Origin of the sequence: Nocardia niigatensis NBRC 100131 (genome assembly GCF_000308655.1) — a bacterium.
Classification (GTDB): Bacteria; Actinomycetota; Actinomycetes; order Mycobacteriales; family Mycobacteriaceae; genus Nocardia; species Nocardia niigatensis.
This window is the reverse complement of record NZ_BAGC01000040.1, coordinates 119,511-135,531: the sequence shown is the minus strand read 5'-3', so window position 1 is coordinate 135,531 and position 16,021 is coordinate 119,511. Positions and strand designations below refer to the sequence as shown.

At 68.7% G+C, this 16,021-nt stretch carries 13 protein-coding genes; 10 read left to right on the top strand and 3 right to left on the bottom strand.

The genetic code is table 11. The features are described 5' to 3' along the window. Positions 1-66: 66 nt before the first annotated feature. The 7 genes from ON33_RS13370 to ON33_RS13340 all read left to right on the top strand — a co-directional run bounded on the left by ON33_RS13370 (position 67) and on the right by ON33_RS13340 (position 8,522). Positions 67-930 (top strand): protein phosphatase 2C domain-containing protein, encoded by an 864-nt coding sequence (locus ON33_RS13370; protein ID WP_157184518.1) that lies wholly within the window; start codon positions 67-69, stop codon positions 928-930. Continuing rightward, a complete protein-coding gene (locus ON33_RS13365) occupies positions 927-1,178 on the top strand; it encodes a hypothetical protein (RefSeq protein WP_040858835.1) in 252 nt (83 codons plus the stop codon). The genes ON33_RS13370 and ON33_RS13365 overlap by 4 nt, the downstream gene beginning before the upstream one ends. A 58-nt stretch (positions 1,179-1,236) precedes the next feature. Continuing rightward, on the top strand, positions 1,237-2,502 hold the full coding sequence (locus ON33_RS13360; protein WP_040858834.1) for a hypothetical protein: 1,266 nt from the start codon (positions 1,237-1,239) through the stop codon (positions 2,500-2,502). A 65-nt stretch (positions 2,503-2,567) separates the two neighbouring features. Further along, the gene (locus ON33_RS13355; RefSeq protein WP_040858833.1) at positions 2,568-4,130 is read left to right on the top strand and encodes an AbeC-like domain-containing protein; all 1,563 of its coding nucleotides are present in this window, start codon (positions 2,568-2,570) and stop codon (positions 4,128-4,130) included. 41 nt (positions 4,131-4,171) lie between these two features. Beyond that, on the top strand, positions 4,172-5,548 hold the full coding sequence (locus tag ON33_RS13350; protein WP_051152035.1) for an SEFIR domain-containing protein: 1,377 nt from the start codon (positions 4,172-4,174) through the stop codon (positions 5,546-5,548). A gap of 8 nt (positions 5,549-5,556) precedes the next feature. After that, positions 5,557-6,129 (top strand): hypothetical protein, encoded by a 573-nt coding sequence (locus ON33_RS13345; protein ID WP_218001421.1) that lies wholly within the window; start codon positions 5,557-5,559, stop codon positions 6,127-6,129. Between the two features lie 128 nt (positions 6,130-6,257). Then, positions 6,258-8,522, top strand: a complete 2,265-nt coding sequence (locus ON33_RS13340; RefSeq protein ID WP_169336808.1) for an NB-ARC domain-containing protein — start codon at positions 6,258-6,260, stop codon at positions 8,520-8,522. 237 nt (positions 8,523-8,759) lie between these two features. Here ON33_RS13340 and ON33_RS13335 read toward each other — a convergent pair whose 3' ends face one another. Continuing rightward, positions 8,760-9,269 carry a hypothetical protein gene (locus ON33_RS13335; RefSeq protein ID WP_157184516.1) on the bottom strand — a complete coding sequence of 170 codons (510 nt, stop codon included), beginning with the start codon at positions 9,267-9,269 and terminating at the stop codon, positions 8,760-8,762. A 373-nt stretch (positions 9,270-9,642) separates the two neighbouring features. Here ON33_RS13335 and ON33_RS13330 point away from each other — a divergent pair, with 373 nt between their 5' ends. Both ON33_RS13330 and ON33_RS38195 read left to right on the top strand, forming a co-directional pair. After that, positions 9,643-13,044, top strand: a complete 3,402-nt coding sequence (locus ON33_RS13330; protein WP_063710991.1) for a serine/threonine-protein kinase — start codon at positions 9,643-9,645, stop codon at positions 13,042-13,044. Positions 13,045-13,286: 242 nt separating this feature from the next. Continuing rightward, positions 13,287-13,643: a helix-turn-helix domain-containing protein gene (locus ON33_RS38195; protein WP_051152031.1), complete on the top strand. Its 357-nt coding sequence runs from the start codon at positions 13,287-13,289 to the stop codon at positions 13,641-13,643. A gap of 53 nt (positions 13,644-13,696) precedes the next feature. On the opposite strand, the gene ON33_RS13320 is transcribed toward ON33_RS38195, so the two are convergent. Next, positions 13,697-14,479 carry an SDR family NAD(P)-dependent oxidoreductase gene (locus ON33_RS13320; protein WP_040858831.1) on the bottom strand — a complete coding sequence of 261 codons (783 nt, stop codon included), beginning with the start codon at positions 14,477-14,479 and terminating at the stop codon, positions 13,697-13,699. A 98-nt stretch (positions 14,480-14,577) separates the two neighbouring features. Between ON33_RS13320 and ON33_RS13315 the strand changes: the two genes are divergently transcribed. Continuing rightward, positions 14,578-15,201, top strand: coding sequence for a TetR family transcriptional regulator (locus tag ON33_RS13315; RefSeq protein ID WP_040858830.1), 624 nt, complete (start codon positions 14,578-14,580; stop codon positions 15,199-15,201). Between the two features lie 107 nt (positions 15,202-15,308). Here the strand turns inward: ON33_RS13315 and ON33_RS13310 are convergent, their stop codons facing one another. Next, on the bottom strand, positions 15,309-15,893 hold the full coding sequence (locus ON33_RS13310) for a TetR/AcrR family transcriptional regulator (protein WP_040858829.1): 585 nt from the start codon (positions 15,891-15,893) through the stop codon (positions 15,309-15,311). Positions 15,894-16,021 lie beyond the last annotated feature (128 nt).

Sequence of the window (16,021 nt, the reverse complement as noted above, 5' to 3'; positions counted from 1 at the left end):
CACATTTCTGCGGCACCGCCCCGCGGTGAGACCGGGCCGGCTTCGGAACAGTGGCAGCAGATCGAAGTGGACGAGGCCGGCCCGGTATTCGAGGCCCGCCCGCCGACCGGCCCCGACTTCTTCGACTTCCCCGACACCGAATGCGACGGCTGGTCCACCGCCGATCTGACCCTGCGTTTCGCCTCTGTCCGCGGCGCCCGGCATCGCTATCACCGTGAGCCACGCCAGGATTCGGCCCGTGCCGCGTTGGACGAACGCACCGGCACCATCGTCTTCGCGGTGGCGGACGGCGTCTCTCGTGCGACGCTCGCCCACCGTGGTGCGCTGGCGGTCTGCGGAAACGCCGTCCACCGCATGCTGCGCGGCCTGAGCCATGACCCGGCCTGGGCCGACTTCGAAGACCTGACGTCGTACTGCACGCATCGGCTGGCGGGGCTGACGCGCTGGTGGTTGCGCGAGGCGCGGCCGTCCCTGTCCCGAATCGCCGAACTCTACGCGACCACCCTGGTGGCGGGCCTGGTTCGGCCCTCCCCGGGCGGGCCGGTGGCCGAACTGTGCCGGATCGGCGACTCGGGAGCCTGGATTCTGGATCGTGAGAACGGTTGCTATCACCCACTGTTCGGGTCCGGAGCCGACGAGCGCTCCGCTGTCGTCTCCACCGCTGTCACGCCGCTGCCGTACCGGCCCGAACGGCTGGACCGGGTGGAGGTCCAGCTGAGTCCCGCACACGTCCTGCTGGTGGGCACCGACGGGTTCGGTCTCCCGCTGGGCGACGGCGACGGCCGAATAGGTTCCCTGTTCGCCCGGGAGCTCGCGATGCCGCCGGCGCCGACCTGGCTCGCTCACGTCTTGGACTTCTCCCGCGCCACCTTCGACGACGACCGCACCCTGCTGGCCGTCTGGCCGCGCAGTGCCGCGGGGCCACGATGACGGCCGCGCGGCTCCACAGCGTCGACCACGCCGATCTGGTGCTCGGCAGGCGCCTGGGACAGGGCGGGCAGGGCACCGTCCACGAGGTGACCAACCGGACGATCAGCGTGGGCGGCGGCCCGGGCTGGCCGGTGGTCTTCAAGGAGTACGACGCGGCGCTGCAATCGCGACTGGATGCCGACGCCCTGGCCGCGATGGTGACCATGGTGTTCGAGCTGAACGCGATGGAATGGGGCCTGGCTGTGTGAGCGTGCCGCCTGGCCCGCCGCGGTCGTCGAACGGCAGGGCCGGGCATGCGGGTTCCTGATGCGTGCCGTTCCCGATCGTTTCCGTTTCGACCTGCGCAGCCTGTCCGGTGCGACGACCACCGGCCCACGGCTCGCCAATGTCGAGTACCTGCTCAATGACGACGCCTACATCGCCGGAATCGGTTTGACCATCAGCGATTCCGATCGGGTGGCCCTGCTGGCCGAATTGGCCGCCACCCTGGCCCGATTGCATCGCCTGGACATCGTCGTGGGTGATCTGTCACCGAAGAACCTGCTGTTCAGCACGGTTCCGGGCGCCGCGTGCTTTCTGCTGGACTGCGACGCCATGCGGCTGCGCGGCGCGAGTGTGCTCCCGCAGGCCGAAACGCCCGACTGGCAGCTGCCGCCCGGTGAGGAGAAGGCGACGCGGCCCGGGGACATCTACAAATTCGGGCTGCTCGCCGTCCGGCTGTTCGACCGCAGCCAGACCACCGCCGACCCGTCGGCGCTCGCCGCCGTCACCCCGGCGCTCGGCGACCTCGCCCGGACCAGCCTCGCCCCGGAGCCTGCCCTGCGGCCCAGCCTCGGAATGTGGACCGAAATGCTGTGCGCCGCAACCCCTACCGCCGCCATGGCGGCACCGTCCCGATCGGCGTCCAGGCCGTCGCCGATCGCGGTCACTCCGACACCGCCCCCCGTCCCCGGCCCGCCTGACTCGCAGACCGCCATGGCCCTGGGTCTCGGCATCGCCGTTGTCGTCATCATCGCGCTGGTGGTGGCGCTGGTGGCGATGTGGCCACATCCGGCCCGGAATTCCGGCGCGCCCGTGGCCGCGACATCGGCCGCGCAGCACGGCTATTCCGCGGCCACCACGACCTCCACCCCGACGGCCGTGACCCGGGTGGGCATCGTGGACATCGCGCCCGCGCTCACCGGCGACCCGCGTGCGGTCGCGGTGGCCACCCTGTTCAACACCTATTTCAGCGGCATCGACAACCACGCTTACGACGTGGCTCTGGGGACATTGGATCCGTCGGGGAGTTTCGACCCCGGCAATCCGCAGAACCGGGCCAGCTTCGCCGATGCCCTGTCCACCACCTTCGATCGCGATGTCGAGGTGATCTCCATCGATCCGGCCGGTTCGCTGTCGACCGCCACCTCCGCCCGGGTCACCTTCCAGAGCACGCAGGCGGCCGGTATGGGTCCCCGAGGACAGGAATGGGAGACCTGCACGAATTGGGACCTGAGCTACACCCTGTCCTGGTCCGGCGCCGGGTATCTGATCTACCACTCGACCCCGATCACGCAACCGCGTGCGTGCTGAGCCCGGAATGCGATAAGCCCCAAGAGATTTCAGGAACCGAGAAATTCAGGAACATTGGAGGGGAGATGCCGACCTGGAGCAGCAATCCCAACGGTTCTCCGGCTCGACAGTCGAGCGCGGGCCCGGCACGAACCGGCACGGCGGCGTCGACGGCCCCCGCCGCAACGGCGTCCGCCGCCACCGCACCCGGTTCGCGCGCATCCGGGTCGGTCGCCGTGCACTCCTCCGCGCGTACCTCCGCCGCGACCCGATATCTGTGCATCGCAACGCATCTCGACGCACGAATCGCGCGCACGGTGATCGAGGATGTGCTCGAGGAACCACGGTTGGCGGTCACCCTGTCCCCGGCGGTCGACCTGGTGACGGTGTGCTTGCATGCCCTGGCGGCCCACCGTCGGCATGTGGTGCGTGATGCCGCGCTGGTCGGTGCGCTGGTGGTGGCGATGTCCGGGTTGTCGGGATTCCCGCAGCGGCTTCCGTTGATCGGGCTCGCGGCGGTGATCGCCTGGGCGGCCGTCTTCGCCGAAACCTACATCGCCTGCTGGGGAAACATCGCGCAGGGCCTGCACAAGGACAATTTCGCGACCTCCTCGCCGCCGGTGGCCCGGACCGACCGGATGCGGCGGCAAATCGCGCACGTCGCCGGCTACGCCACGGGAAATGTGACGGTCTATCGCGGGTACAACCCGTTCGCCGGGCACGGCTGGCTGCGGGCCGGCTGGTCGGTGGCCTTGGATACCACCCAGCCGGAAGACCCGGCCGCGCCGATCCTGCCGTTCACCGCGGTGGAACTCAACACCCGGCTCACCGCCGACCTCGCCCGGCTCGATATCCCGGACCTGACCGTCGGCAACCGATTGCTGGTCAACGGCGCCGACGTCCACAACGACCGCCGCTTCCTGCCCGATCCGTACGGTGCCCCGACGCCGTGGGCGGACCCGGTCGTCCTCGCCCAGTTGATGACCCATCCGGAGGACCGGGCCCGGCCCTATCTCACCGTCGAGATCGTCTGCTGGGAAGGCGAAATGGTGTGGTCGGCCTTCCTCAGGCTGGTGCTGAACGAGGATTCGCTGTTCGTCGAGGCGAACTACACGGTGGTGCCGCCGTTCAGCCCCGACTATTACGTGATCGATGATCTGCTGGCCCAGCCGACCGCGGCCGACCTGGTGCGGTTGGCGCTGCGCAGTGCGAGACGGTTGCCGAAGGCGATGGTGGGCTGCCTCCCCGGCGTCTCTCACCATCTGCTGGCCGGGCTGCGCCGCTGGCGCAAGGATCGCCTGCAGCTGCGGCAGATTCGTGAATTGTCCAGATTCCACCACGGCGCCCTGGTCAGCCTGCGCGAGAGCGCGGCGCACCGCGATTCGCAGGGCGCGATCGGCTACCACCGGTATTTCCAGAGTCTGGACGAGCAGATGGTCATGAAGATCGTCGACAAACGCGTCTTCAATACTCTGCTCGCCTTTCTCTCCGAGAAGAACGTCGATCCCGCCGAGTTGAAACGGCGCAGCGAGCAGATCATCAGCAACAGCGTCACGGTCGGCGGCGACCTGAACATGTCCCATTCCGCGTTGGGCGGCGCGTCGGCCTCGGTCAGCGCCCCGACCTCCGGTTCGGCCACCGGCCACTAGGCCATCGAGCAGAACCGGCCGATCCATCGAAAGGCGGCATCATGCAGCGCGATGATCACTCCGGCGTGCACATCGGTGGCGACGTCACCATGACCGGTTCGGCGCTGGCGGGCCGGAACGCGCGGGTTGCCAACACCGCGCCGGGCGGGCCCGCGAACGCACCGTCTCCCGGTCCGGCGGCGGTGCGAGGAGCGCCGGACGCGAGCGGGGAGCCCGTCGCCGTTCGACTCTTGCTGTCCGAGGTCGGCGGTCGCGATGCGCCATCGCCGCCGCATCGGATCGCGTTGGGCACCTTGCGCATTCGTGACTGCCGGGTCTACCCCGTCACGCCGCGGCCGGAGTATTTCAGCGGCCGGGACGCGTACCTGGCCGGGATCACCTACGACCTGCTGCTGGAACCGGGTGTCCCGGGACCGGCCTGGTTCGAGATCGACATCGAGCTGTCTGTCCCCGGGACCGAAGGTCGGGTGGTCGTCGTCGATGCGATCCCGGGGTGTGTACTGACGCCGCAGCCACCGAGATCGTATGCGCCGGACCGATATCTGACGTTCGCCCCCGGCGACGGGGTGCAGCTGCCCGCGACGGATCCGATGGTGGACCTTTTCGGCGTCGGCGGATCCGAGGTCCGCTGGCGTCACACTGCCGCGACGGCCTCGGGACTGCGACCCGGGTCGTACACCTCATGGATGACCGTCACGGTGCCGGCCGGCTGTGCGGAACTGACGCTCGATGCCGGCGCCCGCTTCGACCTCGCCGCGGGATCCGGCCCTGCGAGGGCATACGACCCGGCTTCCGAACCGGTGAGAATCCGACTGGCACTGCCGGATTCGGCCTCTGCTATCGCGCAGAGCCTGCAATCCACGGGTTCCCGCGCGGCGGACCGCCCGCCGCGGGCGCCCAGGGTGTTCGTCTCCTACGCCCACGACGATCGCGCGCACACCGATTCGGTTCTGCGTTTCAGCGAATTCCTCGCCATACGATGCGGTCTCGACGTACATCTGGATCGGTGGGAACTCGAATACCGGCGGAACTGGTTCCACTGGGCGATAGGCCAGATCACCGCCGCGGACTTCGTGCTCGTCATCGCCTCACCGGACTGTAGGCGCGCCGCGGACGGTCAGGCCGACAGCCGGACGAATCGTGGTCTGCAATCCGAGATGTCGGTCATGATGGACCGCCTGCACAGCGACCGCGAAACCTGGCTGGGCAGACTGCTCCCGGTGGTGCTCCCCGGACGCTCGATCGAGGAGATCCCCTTGTTTCTGCAGCCCGGGATCGCCGACCACTACATCGTCTCCGATTTCACCGTCCAGGGCGCCGAGGACCTGCTGCGGGTGATCACGACGCAGCCGTATTATGAACGGCCGCAACCAAATCCGTCCGTGGTGCGGCTGCCGACCTGGAACGCCGGGCAGTGAGTGGGGGCATGGCCGCAGCGGTGATCACGGCCAGTGCCAGTATTCTGGTCGCGGTGCTCGCCTACCTGCTCAACCAGCGTGGCCAGGTGCTGCAGGAACGCCGCCGCGCCCGGCTCGACCGGGTCAATGCGCAACTGCGCGAGCTGTACGGGCCGTTGCACGCGTGGCTGGATGTGAACGAGCGCATCTGGGAGGTGCTGCGCGCATCTCACTTGCCGCCCAGAGAATCCCGGCGGCCGGATGCCGACTCGGCGACCTGGCGTGGCTGGCGCGACCATTCCCTGATGCCGGCCAACCGGAGAATGCGTGATCTCATCGTCGAGCATGCGGACCTGATTCTGGAAAGCGCCATCCCGGTACCGTTGCTGACGTTCTGTGCGCACGTGAGTGCGTTGGAGGTGGCCATCGAGACGGCATCGCCCCTCGAGCACGCGTTGATCGGGCACCCGGGCGCGGCCTACGTGTCCTACGTGCGCGACGCCTTCTCCGCACTCAAAGCCGAACAGCGGCAACTGCTCGACGCGTCGCGGGGGCGTCGCGGGTTGCGCCGGAACGCATCCGGGTTGTGGACGCGGCCGTGACGGTGGCCCACAATCGGGAGGAACCCCGATAGCGGGCGAGTTTCGGGCCGGAGGGCGTGGTGGCTGGCAAACGCGCGAACGGGTACAGGGCGGAAACCGTGTTGCGGCGGTTCGTTTCCGAACTGAGCGTGGCGATACTGCGGGCGGAGAAGCAGCACGGCCGCGTCAACCGCACCCAGCTCGCCAAACGGCTCAATGTCGCCAGCGGCAGCGTGTACGCGTATCTGAACGGCACGACACTGCCGACCAGCGAGATGTTCGACCGCGTGTTGATCGAGCTGGGCATCGTCGGGGAAGACGCCAAACGTCTTGTCGCACTGCGCGACGAGGTGCAGCTGGTGCGACTCGACGAGCAGCAGAGCCGGCTCCCCGCCGAGCCGGTCACGACCGATCTGCCTCGCGACATTCGCCTCCTGTGCGGCAGGGAGGAAGAGCTGCGGCGGATACGCGCGGCCTTGACCGCCGACCGCGACTCCGGAGCGCTCTGTGTGCTGTCCGGGCTCGGCGGCGTCGGAAAGACCACACTGGCCGTGCGTGCGGCGCGCGAATTGCTGACGGACTTCCCCGACGGCTGCGTCTTCGTCGACCTGCACGGATACGCGGCCGAGCCGGCGATGCCCGCGGGGGAGGCGGCGGACAAACTCCTGCGGCAGTTGGGCATTGCCGCCGAGGCGGTGCCGGTGAACCAGGATGGGCGCACCGCGATGCTGCGTGACCAGCTGCGCGGCAGATCTCTGCTCATGGTGCTGGACAATGCCGTCGACGCCGACCAGGTGCGGCCGCTGCTGCCCGCCGACGGCGGCTGTGCCGTTCTGATCACCAGTCGCAGCAATCTCAATGGGCTCGACGATGCTCGCCACATTCGGATCGCGCCGCTGTCCGAGCAGGATTCGGCGGAGTTGCTCGACGGGCTGACGGCCGATCTTCCCGCCGATAACTGCCCGGATGATGCTGAGCGTGCGGTGATTTCGGCGCAGTGTCACGGCCTGCCGGTGGCCATCAGGATCGCCGCGGCCATCCTGCGCAGCGAGCCGTGGCCGGCCCCGGCCGATATCGCGGTCTTCGACGATGGCGATCGGGATGTCGAAACGCTCTTCGAGCAGTCGGTGGCCCGGCTGGCGCCCGAGTCCGCCGCGACCTTCACCCTGCTGGGTCTGCATCCGGGGCCGACCGTGGACCTGGACGCCGCCGCGGCGCTCGCCGGGCTCGACCGCGGGGCGGCCCGGCGGCAGCTGCGCCGGCTTGTCGAGGCCAATCTGCTCGATACGCGATCCCCCGGCCGATACGGGTACCACGATCTCCTGCGCGCCTTCGCGCACCGGAGGGCGATGTCCGCACTGAGCCCGGATGCCCAGCGCCGGGCCATTATCCGCGTCGTCGACCATTACCTTTCCCGAGCGGACGCCGCCGATCGGCTGCTGACCCCGGACCGGCACCGCGCCCGAATGGCTCCGCTGCCGAGCGAAAACTCTTACCGCTACCGGGATTACGACAGCGCGGTGCGCGATCTGACCGCGGTCCGGGACAACCTGGCGGCGGTGGCGCATACGGCCTTCGACGCGGGCCTCGACAGCCGATGCTGGCAAATCGCCTTCGCGCTCAGGGAATTCGCCTTCATCGCCAACGACACCGATCTGTGGATCGAGACCCACGAACTCGGGCTGCGTGCCGCGTTGCGGGCCGGTGATCGGTACGCCGAGGCCGTCACCTGCAACAATCTGGGGCTGGCCCGGTTGACCAGGGGTGACGATATCGGCGCGGCGCGGATGTACGAGCAGGCCCGCGCGGTGTTCATCACCATCGGTGACGCGCAGGGCGAGCACACCACCATGGCCCATCAGGCATGGATCCACTTCCATCGTGGCGAGTTCGAGGAGGCGCTGCGGCAGAGTTCCGCGGCCCTGGCCTACGTCACCGAGTTCGGCACCGTGCGCAATACCGCGATCCTGTTGCGCGACACCGCCCAGATCGAGATCTGTCTCGGGCGGTGCCACGACGCGGTGCGCCGGCTGCTCGCCGCGATCGAGCTGTTCCGGGCGCTCGACCTGCACATCGACGAGGCGATGGCCTGCAATGTGCTGGGCTCCGGCTACGAACGGCTCGGCAGCTTCCCCGAAGCGTTCGAGGCCTTCGAACGCGCCGCCGAACTCGGGTGTACCGCCGGGAGCATCCTCGAGCAGGCACGCGGGCAGGAGGGCATGGGCCGGATCGCCGCGGCGCGGGCCGATGGGCTTGCCGCGCGGCGATATTGGCGGCTGGCGCTGGCGGGTTATCTGCGGCTGGGCGACAGGACAGCGGCCGACCGCATCAAGGCGCGGCTGAACACGAACCCGGGCGGTCGATCCGCCGGACCGCCCGGCGAAGTGGGCCGGGACTCCCGGAGGACCTCCTGATCAGGGCGAGCAGACTCGATCCTCCGGAATCACCGGCGGCGGCTTCCCGTTGCGTAACACCCCTCCCGCCACGCCATCGGGGCCGCCGGCCGATGTGTGCCCAGCACCGATCGAGCACATCACATCCGCAAGGGTCCAGGTCCTCATCCTGGAAAACACTGAAATCCGCTGAACACCTCTCCGCGCCAGAGGCATCGGTGTGCGGGTCGGATTCGGATCGGCGCAGGCGGCGCCGGATCAGTGGCGGGCGAGCCCGGCGGCGAGCCGGCCGCGGGGTGGCAGGTAGCCGCCGCGGCCCGAGTTCGCGACGGTGCCCGTGGATCCGGCCGGCCGGCACAGCCGAGGCGACAGGATGGTCGCCCAGCCATCGAAGGGGTCCGGGGCGGGCGCGGCGGGGCCGAGGGCCGCCGATGCCCGCGCAGCCGGGCCGCCGAGGGGATTGACCGGAATGAGGTGTGCTCCGGCCGCCGTCTCGAAAGCCCAGTACAGCAACGCTCTTTCGGTTCCTGCGGCCAGGTCGGCGGCATCGGTCGCGGGATCGTGCCGATAGGCCGCCAGCAGCCGGTCCGAGGTCAGTTCGACCGCCGGCAGAGCGCCGAATCGGCGGAGCAGCGCATCGATGTGCCGATGGCTGTGGCGTACGGCAGGTCCGCCGAGAATCCCGAGGGTGTCGGCGCGCGTCAGCCAGAAGGTCAGCACCGCTTCGACCGTAGCGACATAACCGGACATCGAATCGGGTGCTGTCATGGGAATCTCCTGCTCATCGCGGCAGCCGGGATGGTCCCGACCGGGCGGGGCCGCGATCGATTAGCCGATCGTCCCGGGATTCTCGCAACCTGCGCCGGCATCGCGGGGAGAATTCGGACATTTGACCAGTCAGCGGGAATCCCGACTCGCCGGCCGCCGACGGGCACCGGCCGGCGGGCCGCCGCACCCCTCAGCGGCCGTACTCGCCATGTACGCGGCAATCGGGGTAGCGGCCAGCACTACCACATCCATCGCTGACCGGGCGGAACTCTCGCGCGCCCACCGGCGCGCCCGGGGAACGCTCCCGGATCGGGCATACCGGTGGTTACGATCGGGGGGTCGGGGCCCAACTCGTCGAGCAAATGAGCGGGGCATGGTCGAACGGGATAGCGAAGGTACGCAGCCTGACCTGCGAATAGGTGTCGCGGCGGAACTTGCCGCGGCGGGATTCGACGATGCCCAGGAGATCGGGCGCGGGGGATTCGGGGTCGTGTACCGGTGCGTCGAGCATTCGCTGGACCGGCTGGTCGCGGTGAAGGTGCTCGATACGCGGTCGAGCGAGGAAGAACGGGCGCGGTTTCTGCGGGAGCAGCGGACGCTGGGACGGTTCGGCGGGCATCCGCACATCGTGCAGGTGCTGTCCGCCGACGTCACCGTCACCGGACGGCCCTATCTGGCCATGCCGTACTACGCGCTCGGGTCGATGCAGACCCGGCTGCGCGAGCGGGGGCCGCTGCCGTGGCAGGAGGTGCTCTCAGTCGGGGTGAAGATCGCCGGGGCGCTGGCGGTCGCGCACTCGCACGGGATCGTGCACCGCGATGTGAATCCCGCCAATATCCTGCAATCCGACTACGGCGAACCACTGCTGAGCGATTTCGGAATCGCCCGCATCAGTGGGGCTTTCGAGACCGGGTCCGGACTCATCGCCGGCACACCGGCATTCACCGCGCCGGAGGTGCTGCGGGGCGCTGAACCGGCCGAGGCCGCCGACATCTACGGGTTGGGCGCGACACTGTTCTGCCTGCTGACCGGGCACGCCGCCTTCGAACGCCGTGAGGGCGAGTCCATGGTCGCGCAGTTCGTGCGGATCACCTCCGAGCCGGTGCCCAACCTGCGCGACAGCGATGTGCCGGCCGCACTGTGCTCGGCGCTGGAATCCGCTATGGCACAGGATCCTTCGGATCGGCCGGCCACCGCCCGGGAGTTCGGCGATCGACTCCGCAATATTCAATTCGCCACCGGGCTCACGGTCGACTCCATGGCGCTGCCGGCCGATGTCGGGGTGCAGGCGGTCGCGCCGCCCGTACCCGTTCCGGCGCCGCGTTCGAGTCCGGCGCCGGCGCCGATACCCTCCACCCGCTATCGGCCGCCGAGCGCTCCGCGTCGGCCGGTGCTGCGCGGCCGGCTGCTCGACCGGTTGCGGGAAGGTCAGGCCCGGCGGCTGGTGCTGATCCACGGACCCGTCGGGTTCGGTAAGAGCACCCTGGCCGCCGAATGGGTGAATGCGCTTGCCGCCGAAGGTATTCGAGCGGCCTGGCTGAGCGTCGACGACGATGACGACAATGTCGTCTGGTTCCTGACGCATGTCGTGGAGGCGATCCGCTATGCCCATCCGGGAGTCGCGGCCAACCTGGAGCGCCTGCTCGAGGAGCATGCCAGCGACGCCGCGCGGCACGTCATGACCACCCTCATCGACGAGATCCACCAGAGCGGCGAGACGGTGGCCCTCGTGATCGACGACTGGCATCGGGTGACCAGTTCTGCCACCATCGCGGCGATGGCGTTTCTGCTCGACAACGGCTGCCATCACCTGCGGGTCATCGTCACCAGCCGGCATCGGACCGGACTTCCACTGGGGCGCATGCGGGTTCGAGACGAACTCGTGGAGATCGACGAATCCGCGCTGCGCTTCGACGGCGCGGAGGCCGCGGCCTTCTTCGCCGGAAACGGCGCGCCGAAGCTCGGCGCGGCGGAGGTCGAGCGACTGCGCGAATCCACCGAAGGTTGGGCGGCGGCACTGCAGCTCGCCTCCATGTCGCTCCGCGGCCGCGACAATCCGGGCGCGTACATCGACCAGATCTCGGGACGGCACTACGCCATCGAGGAATACCTGATGGAGAACGTCGTCGACACCCTCGAACCCGAACTGCTCGAATTCGTCATGCGCACTTCGGTTCCGGCGCGCATCAGCGGTGACCTCGCCGAGGTGCTGACCGGGGTGAGCAACGGTCAGGACATGCTCGAACAGGTGCGGCAGCAAGATCTGTTCCTGCGCAGCATCGATGACGACCTGCGCTGGTTCCGCTACCACACGCTGTTCGCCGACTTCCTGCGAGAACGGCTGATCCGGCAGCATCCGGGACTGCTCGAGGAGCTGCACCTCATCGCCGCGGACTGGTTCGCCGACCACGACATGCTCACCGAGGCAGTCGATCACGTGCTCGCCGCCGGTGAACCCGAGCGGGCCTGCCGGCTCGTCGCCGAACACGGCGAACAGTTGCTGGAGCAGTCGCGTCTGGGGACTCTGCTCGGCCTCGCGGCCAAACTGCCCGGCTCGCTCACCGCGTCGATGCCGCAGCTGCAACTACAGATCGCCTGGGCGAGCGTCGCCGTGCAACGGCCGGCCGCCGCCGCGCTCGCGCTGGAACGCGCCGAGACGGCGCTCGCCGCGGCAGACGCCGGTGATCGTAGGTCCGCGGGCCTCGAGCTGGAGGTGAAGCTGGTGCGTGCTGCTATCGCGTTCACCAATGACCAGACGGTTGTGCTGGCGCCCGAAGTCGTGCGGGAACGAGATTCGGTGCGGCCCTTCATGGCCCACGGACTGGCGGTAGCGGCGATGATATCGGCGCTGTATCGCTTCGATTTCGCCGAAGTGCACAGCTGGCATCGATGGATCGACCCATTCCGCGATCGGGTGCGCGGACCGTTCGGCCCGGTCTACTGCGACTGCATCGACGGGAGCGCCTCCTACGAACAGCTCGACGTCGCCGCGGCCGAGTCCCGATTCCGCACCGCCCTGGCCGAGGCTTCGAAGACGGGCGGGCAATCGCATGCCACCCGGATCGCCAGCGTACTGCTCGGCGAATTGCTGTACGACAAAGGACAATTCATCGAGGCCGAAGAATTGCTCGCGGACGGCCTCGGGGTCGAAGGCGGGGCGGCCGAGTTTCAGATGGCGGGCTACGGCACCAGCGCGCGCCTGGCGGCGGTGCGCGGCGACCGCGACGCCATCAATCACCGCTTGGACGAGGGCGCCAAACTGGCGACGAACATGACCCTGCCCCGCCTCGCGGCCCGCATGGTCAACGAACGCATCCGACTGGGCCTGCCGATCACCGACGCCGACCGGCACGACCTCGAGCACCTCGCCCCCTATACCGTCCACCCCGACGCGCCGACCGCCGTCACCGCGGAACTGGACCACGACTCCGCCATCCGGCTACTGCTCCGCGACGGCACCCGGACCGCCGTCGATCTGGCCTGTCGCCGCGCACATCGACTCGTCGAAGTGATCAAAACCCAGAATCGTCCTCGCGCCCAACTGATCGCCGAACTCCTGTACGCCTCCTGCCTGACCGCCGCCGGCGACCCGGAAAGCGCCGCCGAATACCTGGAACCCGCCCTGACCCGCTGCGCCGAGAATGGCCTCATCCGATTGGTCGTGGACACCGGTGCGGCCCTCCAGCCGGCGATCCAAACCCTCTACAACACAACGACATCAACCCAGCCAGTCCTCCGTGTCTTCCTCCGCCAGGTTCTCGCCGAGTTCGAGTAGGCGTGCCCAGCCGCCGGGCGCGAGGTCCGTGCTGCCCGATTCATCTATTGTCCGAGTGGGTTCCGGGCGGGTGGCACGCCGAGGAGAGGGTGGTGGTGGGGGATTCTCGCGAACTTGTGGCAACCTTGCCGGGGCTTCAGTGAAGGCTGGGATTGCGGATTGAGGAGCGGTGTATGGCAAAACTGGGTAGGCGGAAGCGGTCTCGGCTGATTACGCAGGGAGTGATCAGTTCTGGGAGGGCTGTGCGGGAGCAGGTCGCGGTGACCGAGACGGCCGGAGTCGGCGTCTCGGATATGGCCGAGGGTTCGAAGTCTGTTGCCCTGGAGCCTGTTGCCGAGGGGGCGCCCGGCGCGCCGGACATCAAGGCGCTGGGCGAGCGGGTCAAGGCGCGGCGGCGGGAGAACGGGTGGACGCAGGCTGATGTGGCCAAGAAGGGCGGGCCGTCGGCCGGTGTGATCAGTCAGATCGAGCGGGGCCTGGTCGAGGCGCCTGCGGGGGAGGTGCTGGCCAAGCTGGACGCGGCGCTCGAATGGGCGGCGGGGACGGCCGACGGCATTCTGCGCGGCGCGTCGGCCGAACTGGTGGGCGCCGGGAAGTAGCAGCGGCAGCAGGCCCCGATCGGATCGCCGATCGGGGCCTGCCGTATTCGGCTTTACGTGTGGGCCGCGCCATCGATGCGGATCTCGGTGCCGCTGATGAAGCGGCCGTCATCGGAGACCAGCATGGCGATGACACCGGCCACATTCTCGGGGCCGGCCAATTCCTCCGGATTGTCCTGGGGTAGAACGGCGATCAGGCGGCTGAACAGCGACCAGTCGGCATCCTGGGGGAGGTAGCCGGGAGTGGCGTCGGTGATACCGGACTTGATGCCGCCGGGGGCGACGCTCACCGCGCGCAGACCCTGCTTGCCGTACTCGAGAGCCAGCACGTGGGTGAGGGTCTGGATGCCGCCCTTGCTCGCGGAATACGCGGCCATGTACGGGTGGGCGAAATTCGCCGACGTCGAGCTGAAGTTGACGACGGTGCTGCGCGGGTTGGCGAGCAGGGCGGGCAGTGCCTCACGGATCACCAGGAAGGTGCCGGTGAGGTTCACGTTGATGATCTGGTTCCACAGATCCAGGGATGTCTCGTGAGTGTGGGCCGCGCGCAGGATGCCCGCCGCGTTCACCACCGCGTCCAGCCCGCCCAGCGCCTCGACGGCGGTGCGCACACCCGCGACCACCTCGGCCTCCACGCCGATATTCAGCTCGACGGTGGACAGCCGCGCGTCGGTGCCCGCCTCGGCGGCCTGCTTGTGGGTCAGTGCGAGACCGTCGGCGTTCACGTCGGCGCCGACGACGACCGCGCCTTCCGACAGCAGACGGAGGACGGTGGCCTGGCCGATGCCGGATCCGGCGCCGGTCACCAGGACGCGGCGCTGCTCGAGACGGTTCATGGATCACTTCCTGATCGGTAGGACTACTTTCTGACACGATATGCCGCAAATGGCACGACGCGCCATAAAACGTTTTCCGCATCGGTAGAGTTCCCCGGGTGACCAGCGAGCGAAGCCGTGCCGGGCGTCCGGCGCTCAGTGAGACCCGGCGGGCGGCCACCCGCCGGGAAGTGGCGCTGGTGGCGGCCCGATTGTTCATCGAGAACGGTTATGCCGCAACGACTGTGGACGAAATCGCCGCGGCCGCCGGGATGGGCCTGCGCACGTTCTACCGCTACTTCGCGGGGAAGGAGGACGTCGTCGCGCCGCTGCTGGCCATCGGAACCCAGGCCTGGGCCGACGAACTCGCCGCCTGCCCACCCGAACTGTCCCTGCGGGAGGCCTTGAGTCGCTCGTACCGCACGGCCACGGTCGGCACCCTGGCGGCGGAGGGCATTGCCGAGAGCCGCCTGCGGCCGCTGGTCCTGGCCGCCACCCAGCTGCCCGCCCTGCGCGCGACCTGGCTGCGCGTCCAATACGACTGCGAAACCCAGCTCATCCCGATCATCGCCGCACGCACCGGCCGCCCCGCCGGCGACCTCGACGTCGCCCTCGCCGCCGCCATGGCCAACGCCGCCGTGCGTCTGGCGACCGAACTCTGGGCCGCGGGGGAGGAATCCGGCACCGCCGCCGACGTCGTCGAGAACTGCCTCACGAGACTCGCCACCAGCAGCCTGCTGTAGGGCCTACTCCGGTCATCGCATCCACGCCTGGTTCACCCAGCTCGATCCGAAGTCGTTCCGTTGCTTTCAGCTGGGTCCAGGAGCAGCACTGCAACCGCTGACCGCAGCTACGGCCGTTGCGTGCCGGGTTCGCTGCGCAGGCCGTCGATGGTCACTGCGATCAGGCGCTCGGCCGCGTCGGGAGTGGTCTCGCAGGCGATGCCGATGCCGTGCCCGAACCGGATCAGGTCGACGGGCTCGATGTCGCCGCGGATAGCGCCCGCGTCCTGGGCCGCCTTGACCAGCAGGGTGGCCGCGTCGAGGATCGACGCGCGGCACAGGGTGAAGGTCGGTGATTCCCGGTCCATTCCGGCTTTGAGAGTGGTGGCGAGGACGCGGTTGGCCATCACCCATTGCACCTGTTCGCGCAGCCAATACTCGAAAGCCGTCGCCGGCGTGTGGGTTTCGAGCAGGTCGTGGGCGCGCTGGCTCAACTGCTCGATATTGGAGCGGTAGACGGCTTCGATGAGCACCTCGCGATTGGGGAAGTGCCGGTACAGGGTGCCGATCCCGATGCCCGCCCGGCGCGCGATCTCCTCCAGTGGCGCTTCGGGTCCCAGCTCGGCGAACGCCTGCTGAGCGGTGGTCACGATCCGCTCGTAGTTGCGGCGCGCGTCGGCGCGCATCGGCTTTCCCGTCGACGGTGCTTCCATGAACCCTCCACCTAGAAACGGATGGACCCTCCGGATAGACTTGCACAAATGGAGGAACCCTCCATATGATAGCTCCATCGGAAACGGAGGATTCCTCCGTTTGAATCCCATTCGATGGAGCATTCCTT

Coding starts and splice junctions, on each gene's coding strand:
- ON33_RS13365 (WP_040858835.1), top strand. CDS start 927: ATGACGGCCGCGCGGCTCCACAGCGTCGACCACGCCGATCTGGTGCTC.
- ON33_RS13360 (WP_040858834.1), top strand. CDS start 1,237: ATGCGTGCCGTTCCCGATCGTTTCCGTTTCGACCTGCGCAGCCTGTCC.
- ON33_RS13355 (WP_040858833.1), top strand. CDS start 2,568: ATGCCGACCTGGAGCAGCAATCCCAACGGTTCTCCGGCTCGACAGTCG.
- ON33_RS13350 (WP_051152035.1), top strand. CDS start 4,172: ATGCAGCGCGATGATCACTCCGGCGTGCACATCGGTGGCGACGTCACC.
- ON33_RS13345 (WP_218001421.1), top strand. CDS start 5,557: ATGGCCGCAGCGGTGATCACGGCCAGTGCCAGTATTCTGGTCGCGGTG.
- ON33_RS13335 (WP_157184516.1), bottom strand. CDS start 9,269: ATGACAGCACCCGATTCGATGTCCGGTTATGTCGCTACGGTCGAAGCG.
- ON33_RS13330 (WP_063710991.1), top strand. CDS start 9,643: ATGGTCGAACGGGATAGCGAAGGTACGCAGCCTGACCTGCGAATAGGT.
- ON33_RS13320 (WP_040858831.1), bottom strand. CDS start 14,479: ATGAACCGTCTCGAGCAGCGCCGCGTCCTGGTGACCGGCGCCGGATCC.
- ON33_RS13310 (WP_040858829.1), bottom strand. CDS start 15,893: ATGGAAGCACCGTCGACGGGAAAGCCGATGCGCGCCGACGCGCGCCGC.